This is a genomic window from Methanoculleus oceani, assembly GCF_023702065.1.
Taxonomy (GTDB): Archaea; Halobacteriota; Methanomicrobia; order Methanomicrobiales; family Methanoculleaceae; genus Methanoculleus; species Methanoculleus oceani.
This window is the reverse complement of record NZ_QFDM01000003.1, coordinates 480,177-499,621: the sequence shown is the minus strand read 5'-3', so window position 1 is coordinate 499,621 and position 19,445 is coordinate 480,177. Positions and strand designations below refer to the sequence as shown.

Below are 19,445 nucleotides of genomic sequence, written 5' to 3'. Positions count from 1 at the left end.
TGCCCCCGCCCCTTGGGGCGGGGGAGGAGCGCGAAGCGCGGGAGGGGTGGGGGCGATGGGGAGCGTGAGCATAGTGAGTTTGAGCATCAAATAAATGAGCTGGAGACAGGGGAGGGGGGAGCATCCCCCCTCGAAACTCTTCGAGTTTCTCATGCTCACTCCGTTCGCACCTCGCACCTAACGGTGCTCAAGCTCGCTACGCTCGCACCTCAAAGGCCTTCGGCCTTCTCGTGCTCCGCTCCTGTCGGAACGTCGCACTCCCCGTCAGCCCCACCCCAAAGGGTGATATCCACTGAAAAGCCGTGCGCGAGTTGTGCGATCACGAGTGGTAGGAATGAAAGCACCGTCAGGTGTGAGTGGCAACAGACAGAATGTCCAGAGTCTGAACCTTCTGTGGCACTAACCACCCCCCAGTGCATGGGGGTGAGCGTTAAAGCATGGAGCGGATAGAGGGCCGCTGTCTCTACCCCCGCGGCTTGCCCTCGCCCGGGTTTGTGCCTCCGAAGCCCTCCTGTAACGTCGTCACTCCCGGAAATGCGGCAGGACCTCGTTCGTGTAGAACTCCATGAACTCCCGCTGCTGGTGCCCGATCTGGTGGACACAGACATGATCGAACCCCTTTCGGACGTTCTCCTCGATCTTTTCGATGTGCGCCTCCGGATCGGGACCGCAGACTACGTGCTCCGCCACATCCTCCGGCGTCACCATCTTCGCCGTCTGCTCGTAGTGGACCGGCGTGGGGAGAAGCCGGTTGAGTTCCCCGGTGTTTGCTGCGATGGGCCACTGTTCGTAGGCAGTCGTCTGGCCCTCCTCCTCGGTTTCCGCCCAGCAGACCGAAGTCTCCACATATGCCGGTTTATCCCCGCCCCCGGAGTCGCGGAAGATGATGAGGTTCTCCTCCGCGTCGCTGCCCGGGTTAATGAACCCATCACCGACCCGCGCGGCCATGGATGCGCTGATCGGGCCTTCGGACGCGATATAGATAGGAGGGAGTTTCTCCGGGAGCGAGAAGATCTGGGCGTTCTCCAGGGTGTAGAAAGCGCCGTAATAGTCCTGCATCCCTCCCTTCCAGAGCAGCCTGATCACCTCCACCGCCTCCTCGAGCATCTCAATCCTGACCGGTGCCGGGGGCCAGCGGTCGCCGAAGACGTGCTCGTTGAGGTTCTCGCCAGACCCGAGGCCCAGGATAAACCGCTCCGGCATCATCGCTGCGGCGGTTGCGGCAGCCTGGGCAACGATGCCGGGATGTATCCGTATCGTCGGGCAGGTGACACCCGTCACCAGCCGCAGATCCGCCGTCACCTGCGAGATGCCGCCGATCACCCCCCAGACGAACGGGCTCTGCCCCTGCCGGTTCGTCCAGGGGTGGTAGTGGTCCGATATCATGGCAAACGCAAAGCCGGCATCTTCTGCCTGACGGGCGTTGCAGACCAGGTCAAGGGGTCCGTGCTCCTCACTCGCCAGTTTGTAACCTATTTCGACCATCAGTCATCACATCCGTGCCGCCGGTACGGCCGCCCCTGCCTTCCCTTCTCCGGGGCATGATAGGGGCGGGCGTGGGCGCCGGCTACCTCAAGCATTTCACAGTATATAGGTTTCCCCGGTCCGGCACCTGATAAATACAACCCTTGTCATACTGTACTGCATGGCAACGCCTACTCTCCAGGTGGCGCTCGATCTCCTCGAGCTCGATCGTGCGGTAGAGATCGCGGATGAGGCGGTCCGTGGCGGTGCGGACTGGATCGAGGCCGGGACGCCCCTGATCAAGAGCGAGGGGATGCAGGCCGTGCGGGCGCTCCGGGAGCGCTTCCCCGGGCACGAGATCGTCGCGGACATGAAGATCGCCGATACCGGGGCCGTCGAGGTGGAGATGGCGGCGAAATCCGGCGCCGGCATCGTCTGCATCCTTGCCGATGCAGACGATACCGTGATCGCCGAGGCGGTCCGCTCGGCCCGCAAATACGGCGTCCGGATCATGGCCGACCTCATCAACGTCGCCGACCCCGTCTCCCGGTCGCGGGAACTTGCGGCGCTCGGCGTCGATTACATCAACGCCCACGTAGGCATCGACCAGCAGATGATCGGCAAATCGTCGCTCGACCTCCTCCGCCGCCTTGCCGGGGAAGTGGGCACGCCCGTCGCCGTCGCAGGAGGGCTCGATGCAGAGACTGCATCAGAGGCGGTTGCTGCCGGGGCTTCGATCGTCATTGTTGGGGGCAACATCATCAAGGCTGCCGACGTGACCGGGGCGGCGCAACGGGTTCGGAATGCTATTGACCGGCCCGAGATCAGGCCACGGGAAGAGGAGAGTCGTGATGCCGTCATCCGCCGCCTCTTCGAAGCCGTCTCCGCACCGAACGTCACCGATGCCATGCACCGGAAGGGGGCTATGGCGGGGGTCGTCTCCCTCTGCGGCCGGAAGAAGGCGGTCGGCCCGGCGGTGACGGTTCGTACCGTCGCCGGAGACTGGGCAAAACCCGTCGAGGCGATCGACGTCGCCGGACCGGGAGACGTCCTCGTCATCAGCAACGACGGAAGGAAGGACGTCGCGCCCTGGGGAGAACTTGCCACCCACTCCGCGAAGAACCGGGGAGTCGCAGGTGTCGTGATCGACGGGGCGGCCCGGGACATCGACGATATCAGGGAAATGGGGTTTCCGCTCTTCGCCACGGCGACCGTCCCGAACGCCGGGGACCCCAAGGGTCTTGGGGAGATCAACACAGAGATCGCCTGTTGCGGGCAGGAGGTACGGCCGGGCGACTGGATCGTCGCCGACGAGAGCGGTGTCGTGGTGGTCCCCCGGGAGCGGGCTTATGAGGTGGCACGCCGGGCGATGGAAGTGAAGAAGACCGAGGAGCGGATCCGCGAGGAGATCCGGCGCGGAAAGACGCTTTCAGAGGTCTCTGAACTCCTGAAATGGGAGAAACGGCGCTGACCATGACCCCCGGGCGGGCGTTGCCCATACCCGGACGTATGACACACGTTACATGAGCCCCGTCTCTTTCGGACAGGAAGGAGTCGGGGCCGCGGCTCCTTTCGGACTTTGTAGGGTGAAGAGCGGCCTGAATACCGAGGGCTCGTCTGAAAGCCCGCTTCTACGCCGGATGAGATAGAGTCTCTCAGACAAGCTCATTTCTCCGCAAAAACTCCCGGATCTCCCGCGATTCTATCCATCCCCGGTCAAGTTGCCTGACGCGCGCATTTATCCGCAGGACCTGCTCCCTGATCTTCTCCGCGGTCTCTTTGTCCTCCATCAGATCGGCCCGGGCGAGCAGAACCTGCAGGGGATGGCGGACATGGTCTCCGAGGATTGCAAACTGCTCCATGTTGTGCTCGATCTGCTCAAACGCCCTCTTTCGGAGGGCCTCGTTCTCTTTGCGCCCGGTGATATCCTCGATCATGCCAATAACAAACCGAATCCTGCCTTGCGAGTCGCGAAGGAGGGTGGTGGCCAGGCGGCCCCATACCGTCCGCCCGTCCTTTCCGATATAGCGCTTCTCCAGATGGTCTTCGTCATGTTTTCCTGCAAGCGTCTCCTGAAAGTGCAGACTGGCTGAATCCAGATCCTCCGGATGGACAAAATCGCCGATGTTCTGGCCCTGCATCTCATGGGCCGGGTACCCGAGAAATCTCTGGAACGCCGGGTTCACACGCAGGAACTTGCCTGTTGTGTCTACAAGAGCAATACCGATCCCCGCTCGCTCAAAGACTCCACGGAACCGCTCCTCGCTGTCCCTGAGCGCTCGCTCTGCCTCTTCTCGACCGGTGATATCCTGGAAGACCCCGACCGCACCGAGTATCTCCCCGCTGTCGTTCATGATCGGAGCCGCATTCATCAGGATCTCCCGCCTTCGTCCTCCCGGCAGGATGATCGTCCGTTCACGGGCGGTGACGGCCTCGCCGTGTTTTACCGCCCGTGCCAGAGGAAGATCGTCGGGCTTGCACGGGTTGCCGTCCGTATCACAGACCATCATAGCGCAATAGGCGGCGTAATCCTCTCCCTCAGGGATGGGTCGGGCATGGATCTCCTCTGCAGCCCGATTTGCCAGCCGAATGCGGGCCTGCGCATCGACGACAAGGATCGCCTCGGGTGCGCTGTCTATGATCACCCGTAGCCGCGCCTTCTCCTCCTCAAGCATTCTGATGGTCCGGACCTGCCCGGTGATCTCCTGCCAGACGACGACCGCACCAGAGGTCTGCCCGTCATGGGTGAGGGGGGAGGCCGACGCCAGGATATTGTGGCGTTCCCCTGCTCTGTCCACGGCGTCCATCCTCTCGGCAACCACCTTCTCTCCCTGCAATGCCCGGGTACTCGGCAGATCCTCGACGGATGCCGCCCTCCCGTCGCCTGTCCGGAGCCCTGTACGCCGGATCAGTTCTTCCCCTGTCATGCCGATGGGATTTTGCTCAAAACCCTCGATTGCAGCCCAATTCGCCTGGATAATTCTCCCTTCGTTATCGTAGATGAGCACCCGCTGTATGACTGCCTCAAGAACAGCGTCGCGCTCCCTCTCGATCCGCTCCCCCTTCATCCGGAGTTCACGGTTTTCTTTAGCCTGTTTACGGTTCATGAGTGCGAGTTCGTCGATGCCGGCAGTGAGACGGGAGAGGACTTCATGCCGGGCTGCGGTATCCGTACTCAGGAAGAGGTTGCGCAGATCGCGATGGATCTGCTCGATGCGATAGTCCAGCGTCGTGTCGATCATACGGTCAGCCCTCCTGGATTCTTGTGTTCCTCCGTCTGTGCAGTCGCTCTTTTGCAGCGTGAGCCTGAATGTCGCACCCTCTTCTGGACGACTGGAAACCCGATCTTCGGCCCGGATCCGCCCACCATACCGCTCGATAAGCGTTTTCGTGATATACAGGCCGGGTCCTTTACCACTTCCTTCCTCCTGTCTCCGCTCAAAGCGGCACAAGATCAACTCCCTGTTCTCGTCCGGGACACCCGGGCCGGATCCTGCAACCGTCACCCATACTTCACGACCGTGCTATTCCACAGTCACGGTGACCTGCACTTCCGACCCGCCGAATTTGACCGCGTTGCTCAACACGTTGGCAAAGACCTCGGGGAGCAGCTCGTCTGCCCTGACATGGGCGGATGCTCCCGAATACCGGATCTCCGTATCGGGGTAGGCCTCCAGCTCCGATCGAACGACCTGATCCAGCCTCACCAGTTTGAGCGGAATTAGTTCTTCATGGATCTTTCTGATGGTGGCGACACTCCTTAAGATCTCAGTGTTTTTATCGATTCCGTTCTTGAGGTTTCTCGCATAAGGCTGTCCTTCCCCGGAAAGCGTCTCGATGAGAAGGCTGGCATACATGAGGGCGACGTTGTTGGCGTTCCTGGTGTCGTGAGTGATGATATCCAGACACAGGTTCGCTTCACGATGAGGGACTCAAGCTCCCGGTACAGTCTGTTCGTTCCGCTGCGGCTTGCTTTCGCTCCGTAATATCCCGCATCACCGTCAGGATAATGGGTTCGGCGAGGAGATCCGGCGCGGGCGGACGCTCTTGGGGGTCTCCGAACTCCTGAAATGGGAGAAGCGGCGCTGATCGGCGTCGAGCACCGCTTTTATCTGTGCTTGCGGCAGGGTACCTGACACCCGAAATCGCGAGAGGGATGTATCCTGTGGTGCAGGGTCTCAGAGAAACAGTCTTCGAGGTTCTCCGTGCAGTCCTCTCCATCACCCTCGTCGTCGCCGCCGCCGAACTGGACCGGCCGGGGATGGGTCTCGCATTCGTCATTCCGATCCGGCGCGTCGCAGGAAGGGTTCACATGTTCATCAAAGATGAGGCAGAAGAGCTTGAGGGCCCGGGAGTGCCCCGGAGCCCGGTCTGAGCCCCGGGATTACCGCGAGAGAGACGCTTTAAGGAGTTCTCCGCCGCGACCAAGGATCTGCCTGATGGCGTCCTCGACCTGATCCACGCGCAGGATCAGGACCGCCCCATCCTTCCCCGAGTAGGCGTAGGCATACTCGATGTTGATCCCGGCATCCCCGAGGATCGATGCGATATCCGAGAGGCCGCCGGGCTCGTCGCGCATCTTCACGCCGATGACGTCGGTGAACGAGACGCGGAACCCGAGATCGGTCAGCGTTCGGTGGGCGTCGTCCGGCCGGTCGACGAGCGCGCGGACCACCCCGAACCCGTCCGCCTCGGCGATACTGAACGCAAATATGTTGATCCCGGCATCCCGCAACGCACATGCGACCGCCGCGAGGCGCCCCGGGCGGTTCTCCGAAAAGATCGAGATCTGTTTGACGATATACGACTTCTCCATTACAATGACCTCCTGTCAACAACCTTCTTCGACTTGCCTTCAAACCGCGGCAGGGAGCCCGGTTCGACCAGTTCGACATCCACGCTCACGTTCAGCGAACTCCGCAGGCGGTGCTCCACCGCCCTCTTGATCACCATGAGTTCGGTGATCTTGTCGGAGAACGCCTCCTCGCTCACCTCCACCCGCACGAGCATCGAATCGAGTGCACCTTTCCGGTCGACGACTATCTGGAAATGCCTGCCGACCTGCGGGATCTCAAGCAGCACATGCTCTACCTGCGACGGGAAGACGTTGATGCCCCGGATGATCAGCATGTCGTCCACCCGTCCCCGGATCCGGCCGATGCGCGGATGGGTCCGGCCGCAGGCGCAGGCCCCCTCCTCGACGGCGGTGAGGTCGCCGATCCGGTAACGTATCATGGGGAGGGCTTCTTTCTGCAGCATGGTGATGGTCAGCTCGCCCTGTTCACCGGCCTCTAGCACCTCGCCGGTCGCGGGGTCAACGATCTCCACGAGCGCGAGGTCTCCCCAGACGTGGATCCCCTGCTGCTCGGTGCACTCGGTGAACATCGGGCCGGAGAGTTCGCTCGTTCCGTAGATGTCGTAGGCGCGGATCCCGAGCCAGTCCTCTATCCGGGTCCGCATCTGCTCAGACCAGGGTTCGGCACCGAGGAAGCCCATGCGAAGGTCGGTATCGTTCCTGATCGAGACGCCCATCTTCTCCGCCACCTCGCCCATATGGAGGAGGTAGGAGGGGGTGCAGGCGATGGCGGTGACGTGGAGGTCCTGCATGAGCTCGATCTGCCGCTCCGTGTTCCCGACGCTTGTGGGAAGGACGGTTGCTCCGACGCGTTCTGCACCGTAGTGGGCGCCGAGGCCGCCGGTGAAGAGGCCGTAGCCGTAACTCACCTGTATGACGTCCCCCCGTCCGAGACCGCAGGAAGAGAACCCCCGCGCCAGGGACTCGCTCCAGTTCTCGATATCGCGCTCCGTATACCCGACGACCGTCGGCTTCCCCGTCGTTCCGGAGGAGACATGGTACCGGACCAGTTCGTTCTGTTCGGCGGAGAAGATCCTGTCCGGGTAGCCGTCCCGCAGGTCCGCCTTGTACATGAACGGGAGTTTCGCGACATCCTCAAGCGTCCTGATGTCGTCGGGGTGAACCTCCTGCTCCTTCATCCGGCGCCGGTAGAAGTCGTTGAAGCTGTAGAGCCGGTATACCAGGGATTTTACGAGTTTGAACTGGAGCCGCCGCAACTCCTCGGGCGGCATCTCCTCCATCCGCGGGTTCCAGGGCGCCATCAGATCGCCCCCCGCCGGTCGATGACCCGCTTTGCCTTCCCCTCGAACCGGGGCAGCGACCCCGGCTCCACCAGTTTCACCGCGGTCCTGAGGCCGAGCGTATTGTGGAGCTCGTTGGTAATCTTCTTCTGCATACGGGCGAGATCCTGAAGTTCTCCGGAGAACCCCGCTCTGTTCATCTCCACTTCAATCGTCATCTCATCAAGATGTTTGACGCGATCGATATATACGATGAACTGCTCCCCGACCTCCGGGAGGGCGCGCAGCACGTGTTCGATCTGCGACGGGAAGACGTTGATCCCGCGGATGACCAGCATGTCGTCGCTCCGGCCCGTGATCCGCTCGATCTTCACCCCGCGCCCGCAGGCGCATTCGTCGTCCATCAGCCGGGTCACGTCGCCGGTGCGGTAGCGGACGAGCGGCAGGGCCTCCTTGACGAGCGGCGTGATGACGAGTTCGCCCCGCTCCCCGGGAGCGAGCCTCTCCCCCGTCTCGGGATCGATGATCTCCGTGAGGTAACAGTCGTGCCAGATGTGGAGCCCGTTCCTCTCCGGGCACTCGAACGCCACCCCCGGGCCGTACATCTCCGAGAGCCCGTAACTGTCGTAGGCCGTCACGCCGAGACGCCGTTCGAGCTCCGTCCGCATGCTCTCCGACCAGGGTTCCGCCCCGAATATCCCGGTCTTGAGGGTGTCCAGCGTCTTTCCCATCGACTCGGCCACCTCGGCGAGGTGGAGGGCGTAGCTTGGCGTGCAGTGGATGGCGGTCACCCCGAAGTCCTCGATCATCTCGATCTGGCGGCGGGTGTTTCCGGTCGCGCTCGGGATCACGGTCATCCCGATCTTCTCGGCGCCGTAGTGGAACCCGAGCCCTCCGGTGAAGAGGCCGTAGTTGACCGCGTTCTGAAAGATATCATCCTCTCCAAGGCCGACCATCGACATGTTCCGCGCGATCAGTTCCGACCAGTTCTCCAGGTCCTGCCGGGTGTAGCCGACGACGGTCGGCTTGCCCGTCGTGCCGGAGGTGGTGTGAATCCGGACAATTTCCTTCAAGGGGACAGCAAAGAGGCCGAACGGGTATCCGGCCTGGAGTTCTTTTTTGTAGGTGAAGGGAAGTTTCTGCACGTCGTCGAGCGTCTTGATATCATCCGGCGAGACGCCCGCTTCCTTCAGTTTTCTCTGGTATAGTCCAACTTTCTGCGCCTGATGCAGCGACCATTTCAGCCGCTTCAGTTGAAGATCCGCGAGTTCATCAGGCCGGATCGTCTCCATCGCTCTGTTCCAGAACATAGTATCCCATCGGTGTTTCGCCGGCCGGAGAGAGTATCCTCCGTTCCCGGCCGCATATTGCCCGGCATCGGTTATCCGGTTTCGGTACTCCCGGCGGCCGTCCGATGACATGCCTGGAGCCGCACCGCCGGGCATACGCTACCTCTACATGGGTGGCGGTGCCAAAAAAGGTTTGTCAGTCCGTAGCATGGTACACCGTGGCAGCCCCGGGTTCCTGTCCCATAGGAGTGGGCCATCCTGGCCGCTCTTCATAGAACGCGGCCAGAACAAAGTCCACAAACATCCGCGCTTCTTCCGGGTGGGGTGCATTGCGAGGCACGGTGACGGCGTAGACGATCGGCTGGCCGATCCGTTCGCTTCCGATTGACCCGAATCGCTGGAATCCGAGGGTCACGCGCACCTTCCGGTAATCATCGGTTCGCTCTGCGGAGCTGAGGTCTATCCCGGGTGGGAGGTCGATCCACCGGAGCCCATGCTCTTCGGCGACACTCCGGTATTCGAAGGCGTAGTCGATCCCCCCGGCATCCAGGAGCGAGAGGAGGTAGATACTCCCGTCCCGGATGGCGACCTTCTCGTCAGCAGGTCTCATCAATTCCGGCAGGGCGATCATCGTTACCCCGCCCGCGCGGACAGGTGCGAGCGGCGGATCGAAGGAGCTCCCGATGATGGCTTCAAAAAGGTCTGGCTCACCGTAATACTCCTCGCCAAGCGCCGTCACCATGAGTGCGCGGTAGCCGCAGGCGTCGAGCATGGGGTTTGAGAACCCGACTCGCACGTCCGGGCGGGCCAGGACCCGGTACCAGTTCTCCGCCGTTATTTCTTTCGCCCCGACGCTCCGGTCGGTGTAAGCGATCACGATCTCGTTTCCGGCGAAGGGGACATACCAGTCGGTATAATTCTCGCCCCCCTCGGTCATCGGGACGTACATCATATCCGGAATCAGCGAGGCGTCCGCAACCGCGACGACATCGATCTCCCTCCCGAGGTCCGTCACCTGCCGAACAGCCTGAATGCTCCCGTGCCCTTCGAGCCGGACATCGATATCCGGGTGCCGGCTCTCGAAGGCGGCCTCTATCTCCTCGAGCGGGTGAAGAAGGCTCCCGGCCGGAACCACCGTGAGGACGGTGCGCTCCGGCTCCGTATCGGTACAGCCTGCGGCCGTCGCCAGAACAACGAGGGCGAACATTGCGAGGATCACTGCCTGCCGGGTCATTTTCCACGGACCTCTATCCGGTCGACCCATTTCACCCAGGGGCTACCTTCGGTGATGACGTCGGGGCTCTCGGTGATGACGACGAGGCGGAGCGGCCCGCCCTCTTCGTATGCCAGGGGTTCTCCATCCCGGTCGTAAGCCAGAATCACATTGAGCGGCGGTGCGGGAATCTCCCGGAGGTTCTCGTCGAAGGTGAAGAACTCTTCCCCTCTCAACTGAGCCGTATCGAAGACCCAGAGGTAGCCGTCCTCTGCGGAGACGTAGATCAGGTCGTCCGCGCCGGCTCCGCCCGCTGTCTCGACGAGATCGGAGAGAAGAACGCCTCGGTAGCGGTTCGGGCCATACTTTATCCCGACCGTCGAAACCGAGTAACCGTAGCCCTCGACGGCAGGCAGCGCCCTGATCTCGGCGAGCGTGAGCACCGTCTCCGGGTTCCCGGCAAGCGTCAGGTTCCATGCCACCTCGTCGGCGGCGGCAGTCGGGCCGAGACATCCGGACACGAATGTCGCGGCCCCGATCAGTACCACGGCAAGAAGGATCGGGTAGGTCCGGTGCACCGGGATCATGCTCCTCTCCGGGCACGGAGCGTCGCTGCCCCGAGTGCCGCAGCGAGCGTCGCTACGAGAGAGAGCGGGGCTTTCGCCGGGTCCGTCGTCGCCTCTGCTGCCGGGTCGTCGAGAGATCCCGCAAGGGCCCCCCGCTCGCCGTGGAACCCGCCGGTGTAGACACGGACCTCATCGATCCACTTCACCGTGAGACCGCCGGTTGAGGGGTAGAGGTCGTAGAAGTGCTGGGCGGACTCCGGGAGCGTCTCATGCATGTCCCAGTTCCCGTAGATGTGGAGGCCATCTGCGTTTGTCGAGTTGTCGGCAAAGAAGACGAGGCGCATCCCGGTGTAGTAGTCGGGGACATAGCCGCACCCCTGCCGCTCGCCTGCCCCTGTCTCGGCGCCGTTGTACCAGCAGATCCCTATGGGTCCCTGGCGGGGATCGGGCGTGTAAACGTTCTGGTAGGCAAACTCGACATGGTAGCCGTCGGCCGCCCGGACCATGATCTCGTCCCCGGGTTCGACGCCGCCGACCAGTTCGGCGAGGTCGCGGACATCCGTTCCCTTCACGGCTCCCCTGTCCTTGAAGTTCGTCGTCTCCTCAGGGTCCCACTTGTCCCCCTCGAAGACCGGGCCCTGGTGGTAGTAGTGGGTCACGCCGTCCCCGAGGACCGGGAGGTTCGCCTCCATCCAGCGGTAGTCGACCGTCGTCTCCTCGAGGATCGTCTGCCCATCCGGTGCAATCTTTACGACGTGCAGTTCGGTTGTCGGTGCCGCCGCGGCGGCAACCGCCAGCATGCTCACGCAGAGGAGCGCGAGCAGCACCCATGGTAATCGTGTACGCATAATCTTCATCTCCGTAATCTGGATAGCGCCGCACCGCCGAGGAGGGCTGCCGGCACAACCCACCGCCCGACAGGCGCTTCCGGCGGCGGTGCGGCATCTGCCGGGAGGCGGACGGCGTCGATGACGGTCCCTGCCGGACACATCGTCACCTCGCCGTCCTCTGTGACCTCTGCAACCGCTACCATCTCAAGATCGATCGATTCCGGGCTGACGATGACCCGAACGTAACCGAGGGTCTGCCTGTGGCCCGCAAGGTATCCTTCAGGCTTCTCCTCCGCGAGCGCATAGAACGGCGCCCCGCCGCACCCGACGACAAGGTACTCCGTCCCGCCTGCCCGGTAGCGCTCGTAGGCATGGGTGTGCGCACTGAAGACTGCGTCCACGCCGCTGCGCGAGAGGATATCGCACCACTCGGCCCGGATCGCCCGGTCTCCTCCGGGATGCTTACGGTCGGAGCTGAACGGGGGGTGGTGGAACGCCACGATCTTCCGGGGCAGGGGGGATGCGAGGTCGCTCTCGAGCCATGCGGTCTGGGTGACCATGTCCGCCCATGCCCGGTCGTTGCTGTCGAGAACGGTCACGTGGAGGCTGCCGGCATCGAAAGAGTAGTACGGGGGAAGGTCGAAGACGGCGGAGAACGTCTCCGTTGACCCGTCATGGTTGCCTGCCACCGGCACCAGGGTCGTGTTCCGGAGCACCGGTCCTGCGACCGCGAAGAACTCGTCCCACTCCTCCTCCTCGCAGACGAAATCGCCGGTGTGGACCACGAAGAGGATATCCGCCTCTGCCGCTATCCTCTCCGCCACCAGACCGTGTCGCTCAGTCTGGGTGAAGAAAGGCTTCTGCGCCCGGGTGTCGCCGTATACGATGCAGGTAAACGCCCCGTCCCCGAACGTCCGGAACCTGCAGTCCCCTGTCGTCTCGTTCCCGGTGCCGACCCGGTAGCGGTAGGTGGTCGCCGGGGTAAGCCCCGTGAGCAGCACGTGGTGGATGGGCCCCGCCCCGGAAGAGGGTATGCGGTACGTCTCGCCGCCCTCGGGAGCGTAATCGACCCACCACTCCGCTTCTTCAATCGACTTCCAGGTGACTACCGTCGAGTTCCCGGTAGTGTTCGTGACGTACGGACCCCATACGACGGCGGCATCGGCAACCGGGAGGAGGAGGGCGAGCAGCACGGCAACCGCCGCCATGACAGGGAGTTCCGGGTGATACTTCACGTCACTCACTCCTTCAGGGTCACCAGGCACCGGGTTGTCTCTCCTGGATTCACCAGCACGTCCTCAACCGTCGTGGAGTCGTTCTCAGAGACGACCCGGACCTCGTGGGTGCCGATGCTCATCCCGGAGAAGGTGTGGGGTGTCTTCTCCCCGGTGTACCGGCCATAGAGGTAGATCCTCGCGTCCGGGATTGTGCTCTCGACAAGGAGGTCCCCGTGGGTATACTCCCGGAGTGTACAGGTGATGACGCCGCCGGTACTGCAGCCCTCCGGTATCGTGATGACGTCTCCGGCAGGAAGGTATCCGGGCTTCGATACCTGGATCCGGTGCTGCCCGGGGGAGAGGCCTTCTATCCGGCACGGGGTAAACTCCCCGGTAGGGAATCCGTCGATGAAGGCCGCAGCACCTTCGGGACTTGAGCAGATCCCGATCGAGACGGTATCGGCGCTCCAGGGCTCAACCGTAAACGTCTTGCCGGCCTCAATGGAGTGGGGCGTCCTGTACGACAGGTAGGTCCCGTTCCGGAAGACTGTAATCCAGGACGTTGCCCCTTCTATCTCAGCATCATCCGGGATGGTGCCGGCAGGGAAAAGCCCGTTCACCGTGAATTTCTCACCCAGGTAGGCCTCTGAATCGACCTGGATCGTCTTTTTGTACGAGGGCGTCACCCCGTCGAGCATGACCGTGGCAATCGAATCCGGATAGACCCAGGTCTGAACGGTCTCAAACCGGTAGCCCGAGTCTTCGCCGCTGCGATCAGGATCGCTCTCCTCGACTCTGATGCTGTGCAGACCTTCACGGAGGCCGTAGACGATATGAGGGGTCTGCCATACCAGCCTCCTGTTGTCGACGACGATCGTCATACCCGGAGGGTACGACTCGACGTAGATCCCGCCGGAGTGGTTTTTCGTAATCCAGGTGTCGTCCGGCGTCGGTGCAGGGAGCAGGGGGGTGCCGGTCGGCACGGGGGGTGCGGTATCTCCGCCGGGGGCCGGGGTGCTCTTCTGCCCGGGCGTGCCCGGCAGGTCTCCCTCTGTCCCGAAGAATGGAAACATCACGCTCAAAAAATTGAGAACTGCCGCGATGAACGTCTCCAGGGGATTTTTCGGCACGGGTGCCCGGTGCCCGGCCGGGGTCCCGTTATGGCCTGTGGAGGCGTTCGCCCCGGTTTCACCGCCTGCCTGAGAGAGCACCACATCGAGAATGCTGCACTCCTCCTTCTCAACGACGACGGTGCGGGTGGCGTTCCGGTAGCCCGGTATCCTGAGTTCGATCGTATGTTCGCCGACGGGAACCAGGTCAAGAGTTGCGTCTGTTCGAAGTCCCGTAGCGTTCCCGTCAAGGAAGATGCTCGCGTTCGTCGGAACCGAAGAGATGGCGACGCTCCCGATCCCGGATGCGGGTTCAGCGGGGGTGATCTTGTCAGAAAAGAGCACCACATCGAGGATACTACACTCCTCCTTCTCAACGACGACGGTGCGGGTGGCGTTCCGGTAGCCCGGCATCTCGAGTTCGATGGTATGCTCCCCGACCGGGACCGCATCCAGGGTTGTGTCGGTGAAAAGCCCCGTCACATTCCCGTCGAGGACGATACTCGCGTTGGTCGGGACCGAGGAGACGGCGATGGTCCCGGTCTCGGGGCTCAGGTTGAACTCGACCTCAAGAACGGCGTTCGCCACAACATTGACCCATTCCTCATCCGGTGGGGCGAACCCCTCCGTCTCGACCCGGACAGCATGGCTCCCGGTCTCGATGCCGGAGAGGGTGCAGGGGGTCACGTCACCGGTCTCTTCGTCGTCGACGTAGACAGCGGCCCCGGAAGGTGTTGATGTGATGTGAATGCTCCCGGTCGGCTCTTCGTCGCTGTAAATGACGATCTCACTCACGTACTGCACGGAGAGGCCTGTGGTGGTGGGAAGGCCCGGCTGGAAGAAGTACCAGTAGTCGGGATCGAAGCACTCACGCATATCCGAGACGCCGAATGCGTGGAGCCCATCGGGGTTGGTCGATGTATCCGCGAAGAAGACAAGGCGCATCCCGCTGTAGTAATCGGGGACATACCCCTCGTCGGCCCTGTACCAGGTGATGACAATCGGCCCCTGCCGCGGTTCCGGTTCGTAGACGTTCCTGTACGGGAACAGCCTCGACATCCCGTCCGCCGCCCGGACCCTGACGGTCTCCTCCTCGGCCATCCCGCCGACAAGGTTGCAGATCTCCTTGAGGTCCGTCCCCTTCACCGCGCCCATATCCTTCTCTTTGACATTGACATCCTCCCCGGGGTTCCAGGGATCGTAGGGTTCCCCGGGATGGACCCTCTCCCACTCCAACTCAAAGACCGGCCCCTGGAGGTAGTAGTGGGTCTCGCCGTCTCCCCGGACCGGGAGGTTCCCCTCAAGCCATGTGTAGTCGACCGTCGTCTCGTCGAGGACGGTAACGCCGTCGGCTGCAAGTTTTACGACATGCAGTTCCGTCGTCGGGGCTGCGGCTACCGGGACTGCCAGTACCAGGAGTATGCAGAGCACGAGGATGATTGGGTGCGAGGCCGTACCCCGCTGGTGCGTAAAGGCCATGCGTTGCTCCCTGACATTAGTGAAAAAGGGGGAGGTTACTTCCTCCTCATGAGGAGGGATGCCGCAAGTGCGACGGCCAGCACGACGATGAGGGCCAGCGCCCACGTGGGGAGTGCAGTGGCAGGCCCCTGGGTTGCGGTCTCCTGTGCCTCCGCTATCGCTGTCGGCTTCACGTCCGGGGTAGCCGTGGCGGCGGTCGTCGCAGGCGGGGTTGTTGCCTCTGCGTCGGGGTCATAGGTGAGCTGCGAGCCGGGGTCTTTGGAGGAACCGCCGGATCCGCCGCCGGATCCACCGCCGCCGGATCCGCCGCTCCCGGGAACGCTCAGATCGAGGGCCGTTATCGCTTCTGATGTAAAGACTGAGGTTTGCGGTGCAGCCACTCCGTTGACGGAAAAGGTGATCGTCTCTCCCACCTGGTCTGCGGTCCCCGTCACGATAAGGCGGCCCCCGAGGCGCCGGTCAGGATCGCCGTATTTTCCTGACTCCACTGTCTGGATAGAGCCGCACTCCGTCTCCCCTATCGTCGCCGTGATCACGGTCCCGGCTGGCGCAGGCGATCCGCCGATCGTCACGCCCCCGTAGAACTCCTGAGGGAAGACGGGGGGGGTGTCCCCGGCAGCCGCCGCACCGGCGACGAGCCCGAGGAGAAGGATCAGTACGATACCATGTTGCATCTTCACTCTATCACCTTCAGGCGCTGATGGCAGCGAGCGTGTCTGCTTCGGTCATGTAGATCCAGTAACCCTGCGTGGGCTGCATCGTGTTTTCTTCGCCGTGGCTGCCGCTGGCGCCGCGGATGATCGATACCCCGTACTCCTGCCCCTCTGCGTCGAATCCGATCAGGGTGGTCCAGTGGTCTCCGAGGGAGAGCAGGGTGTTTGCGGCAGATTCGGCTTCGGTGTCCGTGAAGCCGATCGCGTTCCAGCCCTTGCCGAGGCTCTTCGCGGGCGGGAGTTCGGGCTCACCGGGGGCGTAAGTCAGGGAGACGGTGCAGGCCGCGTTCGTGTAGACCCAGACCGCGTCGAGCGGCTGGAAGGAGTCGGTTGAACCCACCGCCTTCCATTCGGACTCCAGCCCGTCATAGAGCAGGATTGAGTGATCGGCGGTATCGACCGCGTCAAAGATCGCGAAGGTGTTGCTGCCGTCGGCAAGCCGCTTCGGGGTCGAGACAAAGTTCCAGCCCGTCTCAAGGGAGATCGTCGCGTCGGATACTACCGGCACCCCGGTCAGCACGATCTCATCGATGCTCCCGACCTTCTGCTTGTTGGACGTCAGGGCGGAGCCGACGAGTTTCAGCGGCCAGGACGGTTTATCGCCGTCGGCCGGCAGCGGTGCGCCGTCGATCTCGTCGGCGACGATGATGTTGTTGTTCCGCGCAACAAACGAACTGTTGAAGGTGGCGGAGAAGTCATCGTCGGTACCCCTGGTGCCGTCCGGACCGTAGTCGATGACGGTCACGTTGTAGCCTGCGTCCGCGAGGTCATCATTGAAGGGATCCGTTCCGTAATCGTGGCTGTTGGTGTCGTCGACATAACCACAGAGGAGCCAGAGCGGCATCCCCGACCAGACCTGGTCCTGGTCGTCGGTCCACGTCGCGCCGTGCCCGGCCATAGCGCAGGCTTTGCCCGACTCGAAGTATGACCGGGTGATGGTCTGGGTGATGGCGCCCGTCAGGACGAGGTTCCAGTCCTCCCGCGGCGCCTGATAGATCTTGATGGTCGCGATGTTCCTGTTGGAGACGCCTCCCGCCGAGGGATAATGGACGCCACCGGAATCGAAGTAGTGCCAGTACGGTTGGGCGAGGCATACCCGCATGTCGTCGGCGCCGAAGATGCCGTCGGGTGCGTTGAAGAAGAGGCGCGGTCCGTCACTGTATGCGGGTGCGTAACCCTGCCGCTCCGTCCACCAGGCGACGATAGCCTCCCCCTGCCGGTCGAGCGGGGTATAGAGATTGGTGTAGTTCAGTTTGGCCTCGTAACCGTCGGATGCGACGAGTTTTACCTCGCCTCCCTCCTGAACCCCGCCTACGAGGTCGCAGAGGTCACGGATCGAGGTCCCTTTCACGACTTCGTCGACCTTGCCGGGGTTTTTGTCCTCCTCCGGATTCCAGAGGTCATCCGGATCGAAGGTGGGGCCCTGGAACCTGAGCCAGACGCCGTCCGGAGCTCCGTAGATATCCAGGTTCCCTTCCATCCACGTGATGGTCTTCGTCGTCTCTTCGACGACGGTCACGCCATCGGAGGCGTACAGAACGATGCGGATGGACGGGGGTTCCGTCGGCTCCTGGAAGTCGACGAGCTGGATCTTCTGGACGTTCCCGACACTCTTGCTCCCGGTTGCCCCCTCGCCGACGAGGCGGAGCGGGTAGGCGCCTCCGGTGATCGCGGTGCCGTTGACCTTGCTCGCGACGATATAGTCGAGCGGGCTCGCCATGATCTCCTGGCTGGTGAACTCCTTGCTGTAGGGGTTCTCCCCGCCGGAGGAGACGATCACCGTGTAGCCTGCCTGGGCGAGAGCGGTGTTGAACGCTCCGGAGCCGTGCATGACGTCGTCGTCAACCCAGCCGCAGAGGACCTTTAACGGGACGCCGGTCCAGGTGCTGACCCCGTCGTTGTAGGTCTTTGTGTGGTAGCCGCACGCTTCGAACTCTTCCTTCGTGAGAAGGTCCGTAACCTTCGGCCCTTCGAGAGCAAGCGTCCACTCGGAATCGGTGCTCTCGTCAGGCAGCCCCTCCAGGGTGATCGACGCGATGCTGCCGATTCTCTGGCTGCCGGACGTCAGGGCGGAGCCGACGAGCTTCAACGGCGCACCGTTATCTGCGGAAAGCGGTGTTGCGTTCATTTTGTCCGCGACAAGGTACGCATCGCTCCGGGCGATATCGGCGCTATTGAACGTAGCGCTAAACCCGTCGCTCGCGGTCACCCGCACGGTGTAGCCGGCGGCCGCCCGCGTATCGTTCAGCGTCCAGTGGTCATCGGCCTCCATATCGTCGACGACGGCCACCAGATACCAGAGAGGTATGCCGGTCCAGACCCGATCGCTGTCGTCGGTATAACTCTCGTCGTGGCATGAGAGCCCGTCCTCAAACTCCGCCTGCGTGAGCGTCCGGTTGAACGCGCCCGCGAGCGTGATTTCCCAGTCGCCGGAGGGCTCGGGAAGTCCGACGAGCTCGATCGAGGCAATGCTGCCGATCTTCTGGCCGGCGCTCACGTCGGGACCGATGAGCTGGAGCGGCCAGCAGGGTTTCTCGCTCTCGCCGATGGTCTCGGGGAGTTCGGTGCCGTTGAGGGTGTTTGCGACGATGATCTCGTCGTTCCTTGCGACGCTTGCACTCTGGAAATTGATCTCGTAGCCGTCGCCTGAGGTGATCTTTATCGAGTAACCCTGCTCGGCGAGAGCGTCGTTGAACGCACCGGACCCGTGGTCCTGGTCGTCGTCTACAAGGCCGATGAGATACCAGAGCGGCATGCCGCTCCACTCACCACCGTTCTCGTCGGTGTAGGTGGCGACATGCCCGCAGGCGATCCCGTCCTCGAAGTAGTCCTGGTCGACGGTCTCGGTCGACGCGCCCGTGAGCGTGATGCTCCAGCCCGACGGGGTCGGGGTGGGAGTCGGTGTCACCGGCGACTCGTCCAGAGTCACTTCGATCTGGATCAGCACCGTTGCGTTCTCCTGCGTCGTGTCGTTGCCGTAGCAGAAGAGGACCTCATCGCCTTCGGCAAGCGCTACAACGTTGAGGCCGTCGTCGTGGTTGCCGTACCCGTCCTTGAAGACGTCGTTGACGTAGCAGGCCCATTCGGCCCCGCCCTTTACGAACTGGTATTCGCCGATATTATCGAGCAGGAGGACTCCATCCGTGCCCCACCTCTTGTCGGTTACATCGTAGGTGAAGCTCTCGAGCTCCGCTACCGCCTGGAGTGCCCCGAGCGGGGTCCGGTTCTGAATTGTGTAGGAACTATCGGAGTTGTAGGCCGTACATTCGAACGTGCCGTTCGTCAGTGCAACCGTCCCGTTAAAGAGCAGCACGGGGTCGTCGAGTGCCTCTGCCGGTGATGCCAGCAGCAGGCAGGCTATCAGTACAATCGGAATGTAATGGATTCTTTTTCCCAAAATGCCCATGATATCACCCTATTTCTGTTCATACTCTTTCCCAGAACCCTGTCTGGAAAAGTAATGTTTTAG

Annotated in this window: 15 protein-coding genes and 1 pseudogene; 2 read left to right on the top strand and 14 right to left on the bottom strand. The window is 62.6% G+C overall.

Annotated elements, in window-relative coordinates; all coding sequences use genetic code 11:
* Positions 1-522 precede the first annotated feature (522 nt).
* Positions 523-1,485 (bottom strand): TIGR03557 family F420-dependent LLM class oxidoreductase, encoded by a 963-nt coding sequence (locus DIC75_RS12130; protein ID WP_250988297.1) that lies wholly within the window; start codon positions 1,483-1,485, stop codon positions 523-525.
* 160 nt (positions 1,486-1,645) lie between these two features.
* On the opposite strand from DIC75_RS12130, the gene hxlA reads away from it, so the two are divergent.
* Positions 1,646-2,935, top strand: coding sequence for a 3-hexulose-6-phosphate synthase (gene hxlA / locus DIC75_RS12125; RefSeq protein ID WP_250988296.1), 1,290 nt, complete (start codon positions 1,646-1,648; stop codon positions 2,933-2,935).
* Positions 2,936-3,119: 184 nt separating this feature from the next.
* On the opposite strand, the gene DIC75_RS12120 is transcribed toward hxlA, so the two are convergent.
* The 3 genes and pseudogenes from DIC75_RS12120 to DIC75_RS12115 all read right to left on the bottom strand — a co-directional run bounded on the left by DIC75_RS12120 (position 3,120) and on the right by DIC75_RS12115 (position 5,321).
* Positions 3,120-4,706, bottom strand: coding sequence for a PAS domain S-box protein (locus tag DIC75_RS12120; RefSeq protein WP_250988295.1), 1,587 nt, complete (start codon positions 4,704-4,706; stop codon positions 3,120-3,122).
* Positions 4,707-4,766: 60 nt separating this feature from the next.
* A pseudogene (locus DIC75_RS12365) lies at positions 4,767-4,970 on the bottom strand (ATP-binding protein); the annotation flags it as partial.
* Positions 4,971-4,988: 18 nt separating this feature from the next.
* Positions 4,989-5,321 (bottom strand): ATP-binding protein, encoded by a 333-nt coding sequence (locus DIC75_RS12115; protein WP_250988294.1) that lies wholly within the window; start codon positions 5,319-5,321, stop codon positions 4,989-4,991.
* Between the two features lie 308 nt (positions 5,322-5,629).
* Between DIC75_RS12115 and DIC75_RS12110 the strand changes: the two genes are divergently transcribed.
* Positions 5,630-5,839, top strand: a complete 210-nt coding sequence (locus DIC75_RS12110) for a hypothetical protein (protein WP_250988293.1) — start codon at positions 5,630-5,632, stop codon at positions 5,837-5,839.
* Between the two features lie 9 nt (positions 5,840-5,848).
* Here DIC75_RS12110 and DIC75_RS12105 read toward each other — a convergent pair whose 3' ends face one another.
* The 10 genes from DIC75_RS12105 to DIC75_RS12060 all read right to left on the bottom strand — a co-directional run bounded on the left by DIC75_RS12105 (position 5,849) and on the right by DIC75_RS12060 (position 19,382).
* Positions 5,849-6,280, bottom strand: coding sequence for an ACT domain-containing protein (locus DIC75_RS12105; protein WP_250988292.1), 432 nt, complete (start codon positions 6,278-6,280; stop codon positions 5,849-5,851).
* Positions 6,280-7,581, bottom strand: a complete 1,302-nt coding sequence (locus tag DIC75_RS12100; protein WP_250988291.1) for a phenylacetate--CoA ligase family protein — start codon at positions 7,579-7,581, stop codon at positions 6,280-6,282. The genes DIC75_RS12105 and DIC75_RS12100 overlap by 1 nt, the downstream gene beginning before the upstream one ends.
* Complete coding sequence (locus tag DIC75_RS12095) at positions 7,581-8,870, bottom strand: phenylacetate--CoA ligase family protein (protein ID WP_250988290.1); 1,290 nt, start codon at positions 8,868-8,870, stop codon at positions 7,581-7,583. Before DIC75_RS12095 ends, DIC75_RS12100 begins: the two co-directional genes overlap by 1 nt.
* A gap of 175 nt (positions 8,871-9,045) precedes the next feature.
* Entirely contained in the window at positions 9,046-10,083 is a 1,038-nt protein-coding gene (wtpA, locus tag DIC75_RS12090; protein ID WP_250988289.1) for a tungstate ABC transporter substrate-binding protein WtpA, read from the bottom strand.
* A complete protein-coding gene (locus DIC75_RS12085; protein ID WP_250988288.1) occupies positions 10,080-10,649 on the bottom strand; it encodes a molybdopterin-dependent oxidoreductase in 570 nt (189 codons plus the stop codon). The genes wtpA and DIC75_RS12085 overlap by 4 nt, the downstream gene beginning before the upstream one ends.
* Entirely contained in the window at positions 10,646-11,485 is an 840-nt protein-coding gene (locus DIC75_RS12080) for an argininosuccinate synthase (protein ID WP_250988287.1), read from the bottom strand. The genes DIC75_RS12085 and DIC75_RS12080 overlap by 4 nt, the downstream gene beginning before the upstream one ends.
* Positions 11,482-12,693, bottom strand: coding sequence for a purple acid phosphatase family protein (locus DIC75_RS12075; RefSeq protein ID WP_250988286.1), 1,212 nt, complete (start codon positions 12,691-12,693; stop codon positions 11,482-11,484). Before DIC75_RS12075 ends, DIC75_RS12080 begins: the two co-directional genes overlap by 4 nt.
* Positions 12,694-12,698: 5 nt before the next feature.
* A complete protein-coding gene (locus DIC75_RS12070; protein WP_250988285.1) occupies positions 12,699-15,263 on the bottom strand; it encodes a PEGA domain-containing protein in 2,565 nt (854 codons plus the stop codon).
* A 35-nt stretch (positions 15,264-15,298) separates the two neighbouring features.
* Complete coding sequence (locus DIC75_RS12065; RefSeq protein ID WP_250988284.1) at positions 15,299-15,943, bottom strand: hypothetical protein; 645 nt, start codon at positions 15,941-15,943, stop codon at positions 15,299-15,301.
* A 10-nt stretch (positions 15,944-15,953) separates the two neighbouring features.
* Positions 15,954-19,382, bottom strand: coding sequence for a molybdopterin-dependent oxidoreductase (locus DIC75_RS12060; protein ID WP_250988283.1), 3,429 nt, complete (start codon positions 19,380-19,382; stop codon positions 15,954-15,956).
* Positions 19,383-19,445 lie beyond the last annotated feature (63 nt).